This is a genomic window from Cohaesibacter celericrescens, assembly GCF_002866925.1.
GTDB classification, from domain to species: Bacteria; Pseudomonadota; Alphaproteobacteria; order Rhizobiales; family Cohaesibacteraceae; genus Cohaesibacter; species Cohaesibacter celericrescens.
This window is the reverse complement of record NZ_PKUQ01000016.1, coordinates 1-19,166: the sequence shown is the minus strand read 5'-3', so window position 1 is coordinate 19,166 and position 19,166 is coordinate 1. Positions and strand designations below refer to the sequence as shown.

General features: G+C 49.5%; 17 protein-coding genes. 6 read left to right on the top strand and 11 right to left on the bottom strand.

Going from position 1 to position 19,166, the window contains the following annotated elements; translation table 11 throughout:
- Nucleotides 1-189: 189 nt before the first annotated feature.
- On the bottom strand, nt 190-603 hold the full coding sequence (locus C0081_RS08005; protein WP_180966806.1) for a rhodanese-like domain-containing protein: 414 nt from the start codon (nt 601-603) through the stop codon (nt 190-192).
- A 134-nt stretch (nt 604-737) separates the two neighbouring features.
- Nucleotides 738-863: a hypothetical protein gene (locus tag C0081_RS23675; protein WP_280952862.1), complete on the bottom strand. Its 126-nt coding sequence runs from the start codon at nt 861-863 to the stop codon at nt 738-740.
- 261 nt (nt 864-1,124) lie between these two features.
- On the opposite strand from C0081_RS23675, the gene C0081_RS08000 reads away from it, so the two are divergent.
- Both C0081_RS08000 and C0081_RS07995 read left to right on the top strand, forming a co-directional pair.
- Complete coding sequence (locus C0081_RS08000) at nt 1,125-1,814, top strand: DUF599 domain-containing protein (protein WP_101533301.1); 690 nt, start codon at nt 1,125-1,127, stop codon at nt 1,812-1,814.
- A gap of 119 nt (nt 1,815-1,933) precedes the next feature.
- The gene (locus C0081_RS07995; RefSeq protein WP_101533300.1) at nt 1,934-2,836 is read left to right on the top strand and encodes a DMT family transporter; all 903 of its coding nucleotides are present in this window, start codon (nt 1,934-1,936) and stop codon (nt 2,834-2,836) included.
- 39 nt (nt 2,837-2,875) lie between these two features.
- Here the strand turns inward: C0081_RS07995 and C0081_RS07990 are convergent, their stop codons facing one another.
- From C0081_RS07990 to dctP, 9 genes are all read right to left on the bottom strand, one after another.
- A complete protein-coding gene (locus tag C0081_RS07990; protein WP_146006426.1) occupies nt 2,876-3,226 on the bottom strand; it encodes a hypothetical protein in 351 nt (116 codons plus the stop codon).
- Nucleotides 3,227-3,395: 169 nt separating this feature from the next.
- Complete coding sequence (locus C0081_RS07985) at nt 3,396-4,571, bottom strand: isovaleryl-CoA dehydrogenase (RefSeq protein WP_101533298.1); 1,176 nt, start codon at nt 4,569-4,571, stop codon at nt 3,396-3,398.
- Between the two features lie 82 nt (nt 4,572-4,653).
- Entirely contained in the window at nt 4,654-5,019 is a 366-nt protein-coding gene (locus C0081_RS07980; RefSeq protein WP_245417884.1) for a PaaI family thioesterase, read from the bottom strand.
- Nucleotides 5,020-5,178: 159 nt separating this feature from the next.
- A complete protein-coding gene (locus C0081_RS07975) occupies nt 5,179-5,565 on the bottom strand; it encodes a MerR family transcriptional regulator (protein WP_101533296.1) in 387 nt (128 codons plus the stop codon).
- Between the two features lie 114 nt (nt 5,566-5,679).
- Nucleotides 5,680-6,111: a VOC family protein gene (locus C0081_RS07970; protein WP_101533295.1), complete on the bottom strand. Its 432-nt coding sequence runs from the start codon at nt 6,109-6,111 to the stop codon at nt 5,680-5,682.
- Between the two features lie 168 nt (nt 6,112-6,279).
- Entirely contained in the window at nt 6,280-7,686 is a 1,407-nt protein-coding gene (gene mgtE, locus C0081_RS07965; protein ID WP_245417883.1) for a magnesium transporter, read from the bottom strand.
- A gap of 283 nt (nt 7,687-7,969) precedes the next feature.
- A complete protein-coding gene (locus tag C0081_RS07960) occupies nt 7,970-9,754 on the bottom strand; it encodes a DUF2264 domain-containing protein (protein ID WP_101533294.1) in 1,785 nt (594 codons plus the stop codon).
- A gap of 105 nt (nt 9,755-9,859) precedes the next feature.
- Nucleotides 9,860-11,803 (bottom strand): TRAP transporter large permease, encoded by a 1,944-nt coding sequence (locus tag C0081_RS07955; RefSeq protein WP_210200442.1) that lies wholly within the window; start codon nt 11,801-11,803, stop codon nt 9,860-9,862.
- Nucleotides 11,804-11,945: 142 nt separating this feature from the next.
- Nucleotides 11,946-12,935, bottom strand: coding sequence for a TRAP transporter substrate-binding protein DctP (gene dctP / locus C0081_RS07950; protein ID WP_101533293.1), 990 nt, complete (start codon nt 12,933-12,935; stop codon nt 11,946-11,948).
- 283 nt (nt 12,936-13,218) lie between these two features.
- On the opposite strand from dctP, the gene C0081_RS07945 reads away from it, so the two are divergent.
- From C0081_RS07945 to C0081_RS07930, 4 genes are all read left to right on the top strand, one after another.
- Complete coding sequence (locus tag C0081_RS07945) at nt 13,219-14,403, top strand: glycoside hydrolase family 88 protein (protein WP_101533292.1); 1,185 nt, start codon at nt 13,219-13,221, stop codon at nt 14,401-14,403.
- Nucleotides 14,404-14,484: 81 nt separating this feature from the next.
- Nucleotides 14,485-15,534: a LacI family DNA-binding transcriptional regulator gene (locus tag C0081_RS07940; protein ID WP_101533291.1), complete on the top strand. Its 1,050-nt coding sequence runs from the start codon at nt 14,485-14,487 to the stop codon at nt 15,532-15,534.
- Nucleotides 15,535-15,898: 364 nt separating this feature from the next.
- A complete protein-coding gene (locus C0081_RS07935) occupies nt 15,899-18,076 on the top strand; it encodes a bifunctional diguanylate cyclase/phosphodiesterase (protein WP_245417882.1) in 2,178 nt (725 codons plus the stop codon).
- A gap of 209 nt (nt 18,077-18,285) precedes the next feature.
- Complete coding sequence (locus C0081_RS07930) at nt 18,286-18,894, top strand: DUF938 domain-containing protein (protein ID WP_101533290.1); 609 nt, start codon at nt 18,286-18,288, stop codon at nt 18,892-18,894.
- The last annotated feature ends 272 nt before the right edge of the window (nt 18,895-19,166 follow it).

Genomic DNA, 19,166 nt, shown 5'->3' with positions numbered 1-19,166 from the left:
TGGGAAGACTATACACAACCACCAGAAATAAATAAAGAATTTCTAAGCATGTTACGTTAACTGCTTTAGTTGAACACAGACATTAAGACGGAGACACCATAATATTGCAATGTGGGAATTAGCAAAAATTCATAATCAGATTCAAAGACACTTCAGAGCGATTTGAAAAGAGGCAGGATTCCCAATAGTTCAAACGGGATCTGAAATCTCGTTGATATCCACTTCGCCACCAGCCGCGAGCCAAGCGGAATAGCCACCCTCAATGTGGGCAACTGGAGCCAAACCCATTCGCTGCATTTGCTGGGTGGCCAAAGCACTGCGCCAACCACCAGCACAAAAGAAAATATATTTCTTGTCTTGGGCAAAAACGTCACGATGATAGGGACTTGTAGGGCAAACCCAAAATTCCAGCATGCCACGAGGGGCATGCACAGAGCCGGGAATACGCCCAGACTTATCAAGCTCTCGAATATCGCGAATATCGATAAACACACAGGTCTCGTCATGCAAAAGAGCCTTGGCCTCTTCAACAGTCAAAGTTTCAATCTCGGCCTCAGCTGCATCAAGCAGCTCTTGGTAGGTTATAGAAATCGTCTGCGTCATATATCCATCCCTTTTCGCCAAACAAGTTAGCAAACAGATCGTCTAAAATGTCCAAGGAAAAAGCAAGCATAAAAAAAGCGCGGGTTACCCCACGCTTTTTTGAACATCCAAACACCCCTAACAGGGAGGTTTGTTTAACCTGCTACGATCGCAGCCGTATCAAATGCTCCAAAGAAGTAAACGATCACGAGTAAAGCGCCTAGCGCCAAAACCGCTTTCATTGTGACACCCCAACAAGAAACGTCGATTTCGTTGTCCATGTAACCTCAACTGTCACTGATAATAAATTACCACGCGCCTTACGACCGTAGCACTTGCGGCATTAATTAACGCCTTGGAAACACTTAAGCAACCAATAAGGCATGCAATAGGGACATGTCAGCTAGTGACTTCAATTCCGCCATAAGAATCAATAGACTAGCAAATTATAAAAATGTGCGTATTGTGGCAACTTCGTGACAATTCGTTAACAGCAACGCACCGCCACCCATTTCAAGGGAATTTAATATGAGGAGATACTTATGATTCCGTTCTCCACCCTCGATATCATCGCCATTGTATGGTATGCGGCCTTCTGGGCGCTATTTTCATTCGTCGTGGACCACTCCCCCTTAAGCCACCGCAACCTATCACATTTGATGAACGGACACCGCCGCCGTTGGGTCAAGAATATGGCAAACAGAGATTTGCGTATGATTGACACGGCCATTATTACAGGTCTGCAAAATGGCACAGCATTCTTCGCATCGACCTCACTGTTGGCAATTGGTGCCGGATTTGCTTTGCTCAACTCAACAGATCTTGCGTTGCAGGTTACCCGTGATTTGTCTTTGCCGGTCGAGACCACCAGAGCACTTTGGGAAACAAAAGCCCTTAGCTTGATCTGCATTTATGTCTATGCATTTTTCAAGTTCGGTTGGGCATACCGCCTTTTCAACTACACCTCCATATTGATCGGAGCGCTTCCCTACCACAAATCCACCAGTCCAGAGGACATGGAGATAGCGATAGAGCAGGTAGCAGAAATCAATTCTCTAGCCGGTCGTCATTTCAATCTGGGCCTGCGCGCATTCTTCTTCTCTCTTGCCCTGTTTGGCTGGTTCATCCACCCTATGTTGCTGATAGCTGCCACAACCTTTGTCGGTATGGTTCTTGTGCGACGTCAGTTTTTCTCACGTTCACAAAAGCTTGCCACCCGTCTACTCCCCTAGACAGAGCGAACCGATAGCCATTTTAATCGAACCATCAGGATTTGACCTGATAGGGAAAATGACGTTAGAAGGAAGAGCGTGATCTTTTACGCTCATACCCTCCTGCTAGGTTTCACACAATGCGATCACCCACGATACGCAAACCAACCGCGGTTGATTTGGCACTGATGTTGTTTCTGACCATTGTCTGGTCGTCTTCTTTTGTCGCAATCAAAGTTGCAGTGCCCCAAACAGGGCCGGTTTGGCTGGCCGCCATCCGTGTCTGCATTGGCTTTGCCGTACTGTTACCGTGGGCGTTCTATCGCGGCTTTATGCTGCCAAAGTCGGCGAAAAACTGGGCATTTCTGGTAGCCATTTCCCTATTCAACGTAACCCTGCCTTTTCTGCTCATCTCCTGGGCCGAATTGACAGTATCAGCAGGCATGGCCTCCCTATTGTTGGGCACGGGGCCCCTGCTTGCCCTTGTTCTCAGTCATGTGACTACCGAAGACGACAAGATCAATCGGTTCAAGCTGATGGGAATTGCACTCGGGTTTTCTGGGATTGCTCTGGTGGTCGGGCGAGAAGCTCTCGCTCATATGAACAACGGAATTCTTGCACAGCTAGCCATATTGGGCGCTTCACTGTGTTACGCCCTATCGGGCGCCATGATCAGACAAGTCAAAGACGTGCCACCCACCCGCTTGGCGACGCTCATATTAGGCTTGTCATCTGTGGAGCTCATCGCACTTGGCCTTGCGCAAGGGCTCCCCGATTTCACCGCCATTGCCGCCGATGGCTGGGTCAGCCTCATCTTCTTGGGCTTACTCCCCACCGGCCTTGCCACCATTCTGCGTTATCGGCTTATTTGGGCGGTAGGGGCAAGCTTCTTTGGCTTGGGCATGAATCTGATTCCCATATTTGGCGTCATCATGGGCGCTATTTTGCTCTCAGAACATGTCCCATTGACCACTTGGTTGGCATTGGGCCTGATCATAGCAGGCCTGTTGGTGGCACGGATGCCACCACGCGCCAATAAATAGGAGCAATCAGATCCATCAAGCGGATCGCAAGCGACCCTCTTACATCAAATCAAGATATTTGGCTTCAACAAAGCCGATTTTGCCAGCAGCTTGCACTTCACAAACGCGGTTTTTCAGCATAGAGCGACGCTTTGAAAGCGAACCATAGGCCCAATCTCGAAAATTGAACTCATTGCGACACCAGCGCATAACGACACCTTCGGTGCCTTTGCTCAGGGTTGCTTTAACAGCAGAATTCGTTTCAATGGCAACCCGCATCTTGGCATCCGATTTGACCACATAGATCGTGTCATACGGGCTTTGCGCCCCCTGAGCCAAACCGACACCCGGTGCCAGAACCAAACCCGACAGCAAAGCCAATCCAATCCATTTTCCATTCAAAAGACGCATGCCACATTCCTTCATTGTTGAACCTCATTATGCCAAAAACAGCTCCGCCATAAAGGCGAAAGCGTGACCAGGCCCAAGACACACCAAGAAGCCCACAAAAAAGGGCCGGAAAAACCGGCCCTCATGACGAAAAACACACTACCCTGAGCTTTCTCCACTGTCGTTGGTCTCACGCTGTGGCGTTGAACAATTCACGCCCGATCAGCATGCGGCGGATCTCAGACGTACCGGCACCGATCTCATAGAGCTTGGCATCACGCAACAGGCGACCGGTTGCATAGTCGTTGATATAACCATTGCCGCCCAATATCTGGATAGCATCCAGAGCCATTTGAGTGGCTTTCTCCGAAGCAATCAAAATGGCACCCGCAGCATCCTGACGCGTGGTCTCTCCGCGATCGCACGCTTGTGCCACCTGATAGACATAAGCACGACAGGCGTTCATATTGACATACATGTCGGCGATTTTACCCTGCATCAACTGGAACGTGCCAATCGGTTTGCCAAATTGCTGACGCTCGTGAATGTAGGGCAGTACCACATCCATACAAGCTTGCATGATGCCCAACGGGCCGCCGGAAAGCACAGTGCGCTCATAGTCCAGTCCGGACATCAACACACGCACACCTTTGTTCAACGTGCCAACCAGATTTTCTTCCGGCACTTCGCAATCCTCAAACACCAATTCGCCAGTGCTTGAGCCACGCATCCCCAGTTTATCCAGCTTTTGCGCGACTGAAAAACCCTTAAAATCCTTCTCGATCAGGAAGGTTGAAATGCCTTTGGAACCAGCGCTTGGATCTGTCTTGGCATAGACCAGTAGCACGTCAGCATCTGGCGCGTTGGTGATCCACATTTTAGAACCATTGAGCACATAACGATCCCCCTTCTTTTCGGCCTTCAATTTCATAGATACCACATCCGACCCAGCGCCGGGCTCAGACATGGCCAGAGACCCGACATGTTCGCCTGATATCAACTTGGGCAAATAGCGCGCCTTTTGCTCCTCGTTGCCATTACGATTGATCTGATTGATGCATAGATTAGAATGTGCGCCATAGGACAAGGCAACGGATGCGGACGCACGGGACAATTCTTCAACCGCCACCACATGCTCTAGATAACCCATACCGGCTCCGCCATGCTCTTCCGGCACGGTGATCCCCAACAGGCCCATCTCACCCATCTTGGTCCACAGCGAACGTGGGAACGCATCGTTGCGATCAATATCGGCCGCGATCGGGGCCAATTCAGCTGCAGCAAAGCTGGCCACTGCGTCGCGCAGCATATCTGCTGTTTCACCCAAATTAAAATTAAACATCGGAGCTTGGTTTGACAGGCCCATTATTTCCTCCCTAGATCTACTTGCCCACTCAAATGCGAGTGCAGATTGTTTTTCATTTTATGATTGTCTTGATGAACGATACTCATGCTTCCATCCCCTCCATCCGCATCAAAGTGAAGAGGCCCGTCGCCACATGAGTCTGAGTGCCATTTTGCAGGCCATAAACATCACTGGCGCAAATGGTGAGTTGCTTGCCTGACTTGAGCACACGCCCCCGCGCCACAAGGGTTTCGCCTTGCGCTGGACTGAGTAGATTGATTTTGAATTCGCTGGTTAGAACCCCATCGCCTGCAGCAAATAGGGAATAGGCCGCATAGCCTGCGGCCGAATCTGCGATGGTGGAGGTCACGCCGGCATGGAAATAGCCGTGCTGCTGCAATAGATCCTCACGTGCAGACAATGCAATATCGACCTGCCCCGGCGCGATATGGCTAATTGTGGCTCCCATACTCTGCAGAAAGCTTTGGTGAGCATAGGAATCTTGGACTCGCGCCCTATAGTTTTCGTCCCGGATCCTAAATTCAGACAAACGACCAGCCCCCATCCCCGATTAATGCAAAAGCATCAATCGGCTTATTGATGAGGTCAAACGTCGAAAAAATCGCGTTTAGCTATCACTACTCAAGACAGAAAGACGGGACCGACAGGTTTCTTCAACCGCATCAAGTTCCTCAATGGTCTCTTGAATATCTGCCAGCTTCTGGCGCATGTCCTGTCGGCGTGCCTCAATCTTTTCAATCAACAGGTTCAACTGTCCTGCTTCTCCCGGAGGCTGCCGGTACATATCGATCACATCACTGATTTCATCGAGAGACAACCCCAACCGCTTACCACGCAAGATTAACTTGAGTCGTGTTCGGTCACTTGGGCGATAAAGGCGCTGTCGCCCACGCCGCACAGGTTTGATCAATCCTTCGTCTTCATAAAAACGCAAGGTCCGAGTGGTCAACCCAAACTCGTTGGTCAGTTCAGAGATAGTCAAATAGTCAGCCATTGAGCCTCCGAGCTCCAGTATTGGGGCAAATTACGTAAAAGTCAATAGAATCTGATTTATGTATTAAATACAAAAATTTAATACCTTAGACCAATATTCAAAAGACCCAAACCACTATGAATTAACAACCGCGTCATTGGGCCAAATGCCTCCAGTCGCTAATTCAACAACATTGTTAAAAGGATCGCGGAAATAAATGCTCTCGCCCCCTAAGGGCCAGTGCACATGACTTTCAATGTCCACGCCTTCCGCTTTCAAATAAGCCATCCAGTCTGCAAGCACTTTGATCTCGATGCGAAAAGCAAAATGACTGGGGCCATCAGACCGATGACCAGGTACTTTTTCGCCACGGATCCACAAATCCTCATCACAGGTGCCACGCAAGAATACAATCAAGGTCTGTGCAGGCGCAACATTGTAGGCATGAAGACGGTCTCCTTCTATCATGCGCTCAAAACCGAGAAGTCCATGATAAAACGCATGGGAGAGAGCAAGGTCATCCACATAGACCGGCGTTTCCAAGATGCCCTTAATGCTAGGCCGCATGCGTTTTTCCCTCCCTGCAACGTTTCAAGCGCCCTCAAGATACATGAAATCAAGACGCAGGCCGACGTCAGCATTTCTGAGCCTTCAGAAATAACCTGTTCATTCACAAACTGTCTAGAGGAGACATAAAATCTCTCGGTTTGATGAGACCGCGCTGCCCGCTGCGGCCTACAACAATCCAAACCACCAGCCCGCAAGGCCGAGAAATGCAAAGAAGCCAACAACATCGGTGACAGTCGTTATAAAAACAGAAGAGGCAATCGCCGGGTCAATACCCACTTTTTGCAAACCAATTGGAAACAAAATGCCCGCAAGCCCCGCGAAGAACAGATTGACGATCAACGCCGCTCCAATAACGATTCCTAACTCATAATTGGAAAACCAAAGCCAAGCCACAACGCCAAGAATAATGGCAAAAGCAAAGCCGTTAAGAACGGCGACGTAAACTTCACGCGAAACAACGCGCAACACGTTGAAACTATCCAAATCCTGCATCGCCAACGCGCGTACAGCCACGGTCATGGTCTGGGTCGCAGCATTCCCCCCCATAGAAGCCACAATGGGCATCAAGACAGCAAGGGCCACCATCTGTTGAATGGTCGTATCAAACAGCCCGATCACCGACGACGCTAGAATGGCGGTCACAAGATTGACCGACAGCCAAATAAAGCGAGACCGCATCGTTTCAAGAACCGTATCAGTGATTTCTTCGTCGCCAACACCACCGAGACGTTTGATATCTTCGTCGGCTTCTTCATGGATAACGTCAACGATGTCATCAATGGTGATCACACCAACCAGACGTTCACCCTCATCCAGAACCGCAGCGGACAGAAGATCGTAACGTTCGAACAAACGGGAGACATATTCTTGATCCTGACCCGCCTCGACAAAAAGGCGTTCTTCATGCTGAATTTCAGAAATCTTGGTGGGCCGCCGCGACCGCAGCAACGTGTCAAGCGAGACACTACCAAGCAACCGGTGCCCGGGATCAATCACGAAAATCTGGTTGAACTCATCCGGCAGATCCTGAGTTTCGCGCATATAGTCGATGGTCTGCCCCACCGACCAGAAGGGAGCAACAGCGATAAATTCCGTTTGCATCAAACGGCCAGCAGAATCCTCTGGATAGTCCAGAGATCGTTTCAGCTGTATCCGATCCAGGGCAGGCAGAGCGGCCAGAATTTCTTCCTGATCCTCCTCTTCCATGTCCGCAAGAATGACAATCGCATCATCAGAATCGAGTTCACTGATTCCTTCGGCAACACGTTTATTTGGCAAAGCTTCGACGATTTTCAGGCGTAGAGAATCATCCAGCTCCGTCAGGACCGTAAAGTCGAAATCATCGGCAAGCAGCTCAAGAAAGTCGATACGATCCCTTGGGCTCAACGCCTCGATGATATCACCAAGGTCTGCTTCGTGAAGGTCCTGCGTGAGGCTGATCAAATGATCGCTATCGCGCTGCTCAATCGCATCATCGATGAGCTTGAACAACTCTTGGGAAATCATCCCGCGCTCATCACGCACTTCAACCCCTTTAAGCGTGCCGGAATAGTCAAGATGGTTTTCTTGCACCTGTTATCCTCACATTTACTAAGGGTTGATGATCACACGAACTGTTGTGCCGCAAACCAACCTACAACATCAAGCTCGTTTTCCAAACAGAGGAGAATTATACGTATATTTCGAAAAATGGCTCGAGGATGATAGATTCCAGTCCATCGCAGGCGATAATTACGTGTCCATCACAAGTGGTTTCTGACAGATTGGCACAAAGAAAACGGTTCAAATGCTATGCATTTGAACCGTAAACAAGATTTCAGCCAAACAGTAAACGTGATTCTTCAAACCATTCAGGTCAATGCCCTTTCTGCAAAGCCAAAAAGGCCTCGCATTTTTCCTCTCTCTTGTCCGGTGACAACCAAAACCCGTGCTTGATTTGATGGTTTCCAGCAGCCAGAGATAGGCTAAAGCCGGGCACCAACGTCCGCGGCGACAGCATATTGCTATTCACCCGTCCGCAGGCAATCGATTGACGCGGTAGATCATCCATCGGCAAGATCCCTGACAGAGCGTTTTCACCATTCAAAAGGATCGCCTGATGTGCATCGGCAGGGTCAAGGCGCTCAGCCTCGCGATACCACTGATTGACCGCAAAGCCGGTCTCAACCACCTGTGTGGGAACCGAAAGTTCAAAGGCATGGCTGCGTGTGAACAGGCCATCCCCAACAACCTCAATTTTGGTTTCAACCTCCAAGGCACCCGTCGACCAACGCACAGTCAAATTGTCATCAGCCACACAAACATCGAGATTTTTCTGACGCATTTGCCAGTTTGCGCCGTCGTCAAAACTGAATGCCAGCAAGTTGTCGCCAAATATGCCCATATTGGCATATTGCAAACTGCCAACATCAAATCCACAGACCGTTGAGTAGGCAAATTTGTTGTATTTATCCATTTGCAGCCATGTGTGAATTGGAGCTGCAAAATGGGAAATAGCATGGCCCTCAACGCGCTGAACCAAACTATCCGCATGCGGCATAGCATAGACAGAGCGAAGGTCATCCAATGGCTCTTCATCCGCCTGCCAGAAGTCAGAAGCCTCATCCAGCGCCAGTGGCATAAAGGCTTTCATGGCCCAATAGGGAGAGGTGGGAGAATTATAATCCTCACACACCATCAAGCTGGGATAGGCAAAACCGCGAGACAGAATCCCATCAGACCGAAAGATCGGACGGTCACGCCAGACACGCAATTGCCGCGCCCACACCCCCTTTATCTGACCAATGGACAATGGACGTTCGCCCGATACAGCCAGCATGCCCCAATAAGCCGCTGTTGCGAACCGATAGGTCAGCGACCGCCCCTGTATCATTGCTTCACCATTATCAGCAAACCAGTGACTAAAGGGAACAGCAAACTCACTTGCCCGCTTGCGAAACAGTACCGAGAATTCATCTAGCTGATCACCTTTCAGCCAGCCATAAAGCATCCCATAAAAATGCATTGCAAAGCCGCCATAATGGTCAACCGCTTTGCTGCCGCCATCGCCATACCAGCCATCGCCGCGATACCAATCGGCCAGCTGTTGCAGATGTTTGTGCTCTAGTGCTAGATCAACGATATCACCCCGCCCGATCCGCTTCAGCCCCTGCTGCACAAGCACCGTAAAAAACAGCCAGTTGTTTTGCGACATCGGGACTTTTTGCATAGCAGAAAGCCAGTTTACCAAATGTTCTTGCGAGGTTTCGGGCAACTGGTCCCAGCCTTCGTTGGGCAACGCCGCCAACAAAAAGCCGATGGCAGCCATTTCCACGGCCCGTTGATCTACATCGCCAATAGCCCCCCAAAAACGGGGATGCTCAGGATCAACGCCTTCACAGATGGCGCGTTGAAACAACGGCCAATGCGAAAAAGCTCCCCCGCCCAAAGCCAATGGCACCAAACCCCACAATGGCCGGACAACACCTTCCAGTGAGCTGGCCCGCATATCAAATTTCGCCGCCCCCTCTTCCAAATCGAGAGCCGCCCCACCGCGATCCAGAAAGGGTATCAACGGCTTATTCAGAGCACGGGCCGCATCTTGAAAATCGGCACGGGATCGCATTGGGTTATCGGAAAATCCGTCAAGGCGAAGAGACATCACAAGCTATCCATAAATTGAAGACAATCGGGCTCGCCAACAAAAGACGAGCCCTATTGAAAAAACCTGCGCCAGCGGGAGGAAAACTGACGCAGGCTGTCCAGACTAGACGCCAAACAAGCGAGGCAACGTCAAGGACAAAGCTGGAATAAAGGTAATCAGGAGCAAACCTGCAATCTGCACCGAGAAGATAGGCAACAAGGGCCGTATTACCTTCGTGATTTTCTCTCCGGACACACTACAGGAAACAAACAACACGGTGCCAACCGGAGGTGTCACCACGCCCATCGACAGATTGTAGACCATGATGATACCAAAATGCACAGGATCCACACCAAGCTCCATTACCACCGGGAAGAAAATTGGAGTGAAAATCAGCTGTGCGGGAGCCATATCCATGAACACCCCAATCACCAACAATGTGATGTTGATCAGCAGCAAGATAACATATTTGTTGTTTGATAGACTGGTCAGGAACTCGCCAATCGTATCGGGAATGCTCGCAAAGGTCATGCTCCAACTCATCAGGTTGGAGCAGGCAATCAGAAACAGGATGACACCTGTAGCCGCCGCGGTATCCAACAAGACTTTATAAAGCACCTGAGGCGTCAACCGACGATAGACCAATGCCAGCACCAAGGAATAGAATACCGCAATGCCAGAGCCTTCGGTCGCGGTGAAGACACCAAAAATAATACCGCCAATCACCACAACAACCAGGAGCAAACTCGGCGCCGCCATCGCAAAAGAACGCGCCATTTCGCTCATACGGAAGGGGCTTTTATCAACTGAATAGTTCCGATTTTTTGCATAGATATAGGCAACTGCCATAACGCTGACACCCATGATCATCCCCGGAACATAACCAGCCAGAAACAGAGCAACAATTGAGGCACTGCCACCGGTAATCAAGGAATAGACAATCAGCGCACCGGACGGCGGAATGAGCATACCGCAAGGAGCGGAAGCCGCATTGACCGCAGTGGTTATGGCCATATCATATTTTTCTTCTTTGGCGATCGGCGAGACGATACCGCCAATTGCAGTGGCCGCAGCAATGCCCGAACCAGACAGTGAACCAAACAACATATTGGCCAACGTATTGGTCTGCCACAAACTGCCGGGAATGCGTCTGCCAAACAACATGGCAAAATCAATCAACCGTCGGGCAATACCTGCTTGGTTCATGATATTACCGGCCAACACAAAGAAGGGCAGAGCCAGAAATCCGAAAGAATCCAGGCCGCTGAATAATTTCTCGCCCATGGTCGAGAACAGCACTGAAATATCAACCTGCAAACTAAGGGTCAGAATACCAGAAAAAGCCAACCCGACGGCAATGGAAGTGCCCAAGAACAACAAGGCAAATAAGGTGCCAAACAATACAACAGTCGAAAACAGTTCAAGATGCTCATCAACCCAGAACATATATGTCTCAGAAGCACGGAACAGGCTCGCCAGATACAGGACCAAGGACAACAACACCACCATCCCGATCAGATCAATAATCTTGGATGAACCCTGTTTAAACAACGTATATATCAGCAAAAGCTGAGAAATGCAGATCAATACGCCGGCAATCAGCAGCACACTCTGCAAAGTGCCCATTGAAAGATGCAGCATCGGCGTTCTGGTCAGCGCATTGGCAAGGATAGAATTAAAACCACCCCACGCCAACAAAGCACCAAACAACAGCGTCAAAGAGGCATTGAACAACTTAAGGCGATCACGGTTCTTCGGCTTCAAAGCGTCAACCAACAAAGGCAAATTGAGGTGCTTGTTGAGCATAAAGCAATATGCTGACCCCAGAACACCAAGCCAGATCAGAGAGAAACGCAACATTTCGACGGATAGGCTGCTAGGGGCATTAAAGAAATAGCGCGCTATCACCTGATAAGAAATCAGAATGGCCATGAAGCCCAGAAGGACGGCAAGCACCACTCCAACGCTTTTTGTCAACAACCCATAACCGGGCACGGTAACGGCATTGTCTGCCAAATCGTGATTTTGCGAAGTGGTTTCAGGGGCGGATTTGGTCTTGTTTTGCATCTTGGTCTTCCCGACAAACAGGGGCAAGCGCAGTCTTCACCCCGACCATATATGTGGAGGGATGAGGCGGCCAATCGGCCGCCTCAAATTGGTTTCCAGCTGAAATCCCAGTGTAATAACTGGTCAGTCCTCTGGCTAAACCTTAGTCGAAGGTCCGGCCTTCAATTTTAAAGATCGCACCCAAAAGCGCAGCTTTGTCAGCATCTTTCATAGCATCTTTATACATAGGCACGACAGATTCCATCAAAGGACCTTTATCGATTTCCACCACGGTGACGCCCATTTTGTCAACGGCCAACTTCAGGTCACGCGCTTCACTGGCATCGGCCCATTCAATTGAACGTTTGGAAATCTCAGCAAAAATCTCGTTGATGGTTTCGAGGTCTTCTGCAGAAACGCTTTTCTGGAATTCCAAGCTGGTGACCACAAAATCGGTCAGACGTGTCTGTTCGGTTTTCAGCGCATATTTGGCAACTTCACCAAATTTCGCGGACCACAGACCGGCCAAACCACCCTCGGCACCATCAACAACACCCTGTTGCATAGCGGAATAAAGTTCACCGAAGGAAAGAGGCGTTGGAACCGCACCGAAGCGGGAGAGCATGTCGATATAGGTTTCACTGCTCATGGTGCGCAGTTTTTTACCCTTGATATCAGCCACACTGTTGATTGGAGTGGTCACATACAGCGAACGGAAGCCACTGGACAAGAAACCGAGAGGCGCAAAATTATGCTTGGCAGCCGCATCGAACAAAGCCGCACGAACACCGGCATCGGCCATGACCTTACCATATTCCTCTGAAGACCGGAACACGTAAGGAAGGTTCACGACGCCATAGGCTGGGATCACATTTTCCAGAGCAGCGCTGTTGACCAACCCAACATCCACCACACCTTTTTGGATTTGCTGGAAATAGTCCAGTTGATCACCCAAAACGCCGTTTGAAAAGACTTTGAACTTGACGCGACCGTCAGTTTTCTCCGCCACCGATTTGGCAAATTCCGAGATCATTTCGCCTGCTGTGCTTTTTTCCTGCACATTGGTCGCGATCTTATAGGTTTTTGCCATCGCACCAGTAGACATAACGGCCAACACACAAGCCAAGCTCAAGATTTTTCGCGAAACTTTCATTTTTTCCTACCCTTTACGACTGTAAATTTCTGATCGGGAACAATTTGGCGCGTGCAACAGCAAAGACAAAGCATTATTCACCCAAGTCTCTAGCATCACATTTCATATAATAAGCACCATTATTTGCCCTCACAATCCGCCAATATCACCCCGTGATCCGTTTAGCAGATTGTCTCAAATCTAAACTCTGCACAGATGAAACGTCAACATAAATTTTCTCTATTGACGAAATTTTCTTTTTTTACGAAAATACTCCCAACAGACAGTTTTGGAGATTTCTGATATGAACGGGCTCAACAATCCATATTTTGCACAAGAGCTATCAGTGCATACTGAAGACAGGTACGATCGGGCCTTAAAGCGATGTGTGGACCGACTGCACGAGCAAATGGCAACGATTGGTTTGCGCAATCCCAAAATAGGCACGGATGGCAACAAGTGGATTTATTGTGACGGCCCCGACTGGGTGATGGGCTTTCAATCCGGACAATATTGGCTGGCCTATCAACTCACCGGAGATGCTGCCTTTCGCAATGCAGCACAAGCACGCCGTCCGGAATATCGCAAAATATTAGAAAATCACCGTTTCCGAGACCATGATCTAGGGTTCCAGTTCTCGCTACACTCCGTTGCAGACTGGCTGATGACCGGCGACAAAGAAGCCCGTGACATGGGACTTTCTGCAGCATTTGCGCTGATATCCCGTTTTCGCCCGGAAGGCGGCTATATTCAAGCTTGGTCGCCCTTTGGTGCAAACGACCCCGAACGGGCCAAGTTCACAAATGGCCGCATGATTGCTGATACGATCCAAAACTTGGCTTTGTTGCATTGGGCCCACAAGGAAACAGGCATCGCGGACTATCGTGACATAGCACAGATACATGCCCAGACATCCGCTGATCATCTGGTGCGCGCCGACGACACCACCTTCCACACCTATCTATTTGACCCCGCAACAGGTGAGCCAATGCGTGGTGAAACCCATCAGGGGTATGCTGACAATTCATGTTGGGCGCGCGGACAGGCATGGCTGATGCATGGTTTCACGCAGTGCTATGCCTATACAGGCGACAAACACATGTTGGATATGGCACGCCGTGTTTGCTCCAAGGCCGAAGCACTGCTCGGCACAGACTCAGTACCGGTTTGGGATTTTTCATTAGCCTCTCATGAGACCCCTCATCTTGACAGTTCAGCCGCCGCCGTAATGGCCGCAGGTCTCTATTTGCTGTCGGATCAAGATATTCCAAATGAAGAATCTGACCATTGGAGAGCTTTTGGCAACCGGTTATTGGATGGATTGCTTGAAACCTGTGACCTCACCACAACAGAAGGCGCACAAGGATTACTGGCCCATGGTGCAGCCCATGTTCCTGCAGGGCGTTGTGATGCCATGTTGCCCTATGGAGACTACTATTTCATAGAAGCCTTGATGCGCTCGCAAGGTCATACGCAATTTTTCTGGTAATTGTGTCGACGCTTCCATATAACCACATGACGAAACTTTCGTTGACCTACGAAATATGTCGACACCGTGGAGAAGACACCTATGGACAAAAAATCGCAAACCACACCGACATTGAAAGATGTGGCTGCCGCGGCCGGTCTTTCGGTAGCAGCCGTGTCCAAGGTTTTCAATAATAGAGGCGGCGTCAGCGCCGCCAATCGTGCTTTGGTTGCAAAAATAGCCGAAGAACTTGGCTATAGCGGCATCAGCGGACGGGGGGCTGCTGCCACGGGGCGCATTCGGTCTGCTGTCGTCGCAACGATGGACAGATATGTATCCAACGACGCTTTCTATGGACAAATTATAGACGCGATTCTGCAAAATGCTCGGGCAGAAAAAATAGACATCGATCTCGCAATATTCACCCCTAGAGACATTGCGCATCGCGATTTCAGCCGATTGCTTTCTTCTGCCGCCGACGCGATTTTCCTTGTGGGATTGGACGACACCGCAGTCATCGACGCTGTGCGTAGCATTGGCCGCCCTGCCGTCCTTGTCAACGGCATGGATACACACATGAATCTTTCCAGTGTTTCCCCAGACAACTATTTTGGCGGTAGAGACGTCACACGCAGGCTTCTCGAACTCGGACACACTGAAATACTTCATGTCACCCATCTGTATCGTGAATCCCTCAAACGGCGCATGATGGGGTTTCGCGAAGCAATGGAAGATGCGGGTTTGGACTTTTCCAAACAACGCCATATCTGTGATGTCGGCTCCCCCGATCAACTCAGCATGGCATGCTGTGATGTTGTGGCTGGCTTCCTTAAAAACAGCAATCCAAGGCCCACTGCAATTTTTTGCGCCAACGACATGGTAGCCTTGGGCGTTATACGTGCGATCACCACCATAGGTCTCACTGTCCCAAACGACATCTCAGTGGTTGGCTTTGACGGCTTGACACTCGGTGCGCACGCCTCTCCCCCCCTTAGCACAATGGAAATTGATGGCCCGGAAATGGCCTATCAGGCAGTCCAATTGCTATTGGAACAAGCACAAAACGAGCCCAAAAGCGCCCGCCGCCTCAGCCTTGGCGTTCGCTTCATTGATCGGGAAACCACCGCACCCCACCCTTCCAAAACCCTGTAGACCAAACATCGACCCCATCAAGCCGTATTTAGCAATCAAATCCCCTCAAAAGCCGACTGCATCGCCTGAAAAATTCGCCCCCCAGCGCGCCCTTGCCGCGCCGACATGCGAGCGGGTTTCTTTCCTCATTACAAAAAACTGAGAATCAGGGCCGCACAGACGATGAGCCCTTCCGATTAGGCATCGCGAAATCGAACAGCGGTAAGTAAGTATAAACCCTGAAATCCGATTTTATGGAGCACTAACGAAGTATTATCTGCGAAAGGCGATATTACCCAAAAGAATACCACTGCAAACGAGCATTTTGGATGCAGGTCGCATTTGAAACTCGGGCGATCACTTGGCAAATAGTGAGAAAATCTCAATGAGTACACATTTTACGAAACTCAACAGATTCACGTTCCGCGTGATGGCACTGCTGATTGCGTTGGTTACTCTCTCAATTTTTGTGATGGCGACCCTGAGTTACACCAAACTCTACGAAGCAAGCGAGGTCAATGCAGCGATCCGCATTGATCGCGCAGCAAGGGCGGCAGCATCTATCTTCAGCCATAGTCTTGCGAACGAATTTGTTATCGAAAGAGATGAATCCGGGCGTCCCGAGGCCATTCGTATTTTGGCAGCGTCCTCTGAAAAGGCCTTAACGTTTCGCAATGAGCACGATAGTCTTCTCAAGGAAATAGGCTTGACCAATCAGGGGGCAGCCAACCTTTTTAAACTCAATCCCAATACGCAGAAATTTGACCGGTTCGCTACAACATTTCGAAATCCAGATGGCTCCATGCCTCCGCCAATGTCTCTCTCCAAAGGGCATCCGGCCTATGATGATCTCATGGCAAACCGGCCTCATATCGGTGATGTTCCGGTCATGGGGCGATTGCGACTTGCGTATTTAACGCCCATTCAATCGCCTGACGGCACGGTATCAGGAGCGCTGGCCGTTGACGTTGGGTGGGTTGATGATCTTCACACAGCGCGCCTTGAGCTTCAGACATTGATTGCAGGTTCCGCGATTGCGATCCTCATGCTCGTTGTTGGACTTGGCATCTGGAGGATGACTGCTGAATTGCAGCCACTCAAGAAGCTAGCCAATTTTGCCAATGACCTAGCATCTGGCAACAACACAAACACAGTGCCCTATACACAACGTTCTGACGAAGTTGGTGCACTTGCTCAGGGTCTGTCCCGTGTTGTCGACATTCAGCATGAACTTGCCTATTTGGCTTACACTGACAAATTGACAGGTCTGGGCAATCGTAGTCGCTATTTGGCTGATCTTAACAAGGTTGCCATCGAGGTGAAGACGAACAAATGCGAATGGGCGCTTTTACACATCAACCTGGACCGCTTTAAGGATGTCAATGTTGCCTTCGGTCAATCGGGCGGAGATACGCTGTTAAAGCAAGTCGCATCGGCTATTAAGGAAACTGCTGGCGACCAAGCCTCGATATCACGCCTCTCAGGCGACCAATTTGCCGTTTTAGTGCCACTAAAACAAAAAGTATCCAGTCATTCTAGGGTATGCAGCGCCTTGTTAATCCGCCTGAACAAACCCTTTAATTTGGGGCCAACAGACCTGCATTTGAGTGCATCCTTAGGCGTAGTTCGACTACCCCAAGATGCAGTTGGTGCAGAAGAAGCGCATTTGAAAGCCGACCTCGCTTTGCGCAAGGCAAAGGACGATGGTGGGAACTGTTGCGCGGTCTTTGTTGAAGAAATGTACATGCATGTGCAAAGTCAGATCGAGCTAGAGCGCAATTTGCGCGAAGCAATTATAAACCGAAGGATTATACCGCATTTTCAACCCCAAATCGATCCATCAGATAATAGCTTGACCGGTCTGGAGGCGCTTGCGCGCTGGCACGATGAGACCAAGGGAATGATTTCACCGTCCGAGTTTATTCCGGTTGCGGAATCCAAAGGGCTAATCGTAGAACTCGGTTCACTAATTCTGGATCAAACTTGTCGTCAGGCACGCGACTGGGTAAATGTCGGTTTCGATTTCAAACATCTCTCGGTCAATGTATCACCAATTCAGCTCTTGCAGCCTGACTTTGTGAACGTCGTTCGCTGCGCACTAGAGCGTTACCAGCTGTCCGGACAGCATATTTGCCTCGAAGTAACGGAAAGCCTTTTCGTGGAGCAGGACGAAGGCCGCATTCGTGCAATTTTTGGCAAACTAAAAGCCCTTGGTGTTTCTCTTTCTCTGGATGACTTCGGATCGGGATATTCGTCTTTGGGCTATCTCAATCGGCTTCCCTTTGATCAGCTAAAGGTTGATCGAAGCTTTGTCATGAATGTTGACAAGGATGTTCATAATCAAAAGCTATTGGCTGGTATTGTGACACTTGGTCAAGGTCTCGGTTTGAGTATCGTAGCCGAAGGTGCTGAAACACGCGAAGAGGTAGAATGCGTTGCCAAAATTGGCTGCAATTCCATTCAGGGCTACTTCCACGCAAAACCGATGGTAGCCGCTGATATTCCGCAGGCAGTTGAAGCAATTTTCGCATTGGGTCAAAAAATAACTAAAAAGCGCGCCTAACAAAAAAGCAAACGCACAAATAAGCTTAACTGCCAATAAAGCCCCCAAAAATCATCAATGGCCTTGCGAAAATCTGGGATTTTCAAAAAAGGCGCGGCCGAGTTTATTGTTGGAAATTTAGTGCGAACGACCGAAAGCGGAAAAATGCGCAAGGCATATATGCTCTAGGATAAGAATTCACATATATGTTTCATTTGAGGGAACATTCCATGCCGAATCAAGATCTAAAGTTACACAGCCCGTCTACTCTTCGTAATCGAGACCCCATACTTGAGCTGTTGCGCGATGTTTTGCCTGAAAGCGGTACGGTGCTGGAAATCGCCAGTGGGTCGGGTGAGCATATTCTCCATTTCGCATCCTCGCTTCCAGCCTTGACATGGCAACCTTCAGATCCCTCTCCGCAGGCGCGTGAATCGATACAGGCATGGTCGCAGGAAGAAACCCAAAACAATCTCTTACCGCCACTTGATATCGATACAACAAGTGAAACATGGCCTATCGAATATGCTGATGCGATGATAGCCATTAACATGGTGCACATCAGCCCTTGGGCTGCGACTCAGGGTTTATTCAAGAAAGCTGGCAACATTCTTCCATCCGGAGGAACGCTCGTTCTTTACGGCCCATATCGACAAGAAGGACGACCATTTGTCGATAGCAACGCTGAATTTGATGCCTATCTGCGCGCAAAAAACCCCGCTTGGGGCATTCGTCAGGTGGAGGACGTGATAAATGCGGCCAACCAATATGGTTTGACTCTAACTTCAATCGTCGAGATGCCCGCAAACAATTTGAGTGTCGTATTTTGCCACACATGACCTCAATAATAGCGGCCCATCGTCAATCATAGCCATAAGATAGCTAAACAATTTATCTACGATGGCCAATCAGCATTGTTTTAAAACACCGTGCCAAGAAAGCCCTAACCGCTGCCCCAATTTAAAATTTCAGGGACCCGTAGAGCTGTCTAGATAGCCGCCGCCATGTTCGCCTTTCAAGAAGGGCAACATCATTCAATTCGATGAATAAATGTGCGCAATATACTATTTAGCAACAAGCATCCTCCCCCACCCTCTGGTAAATTTTTAAA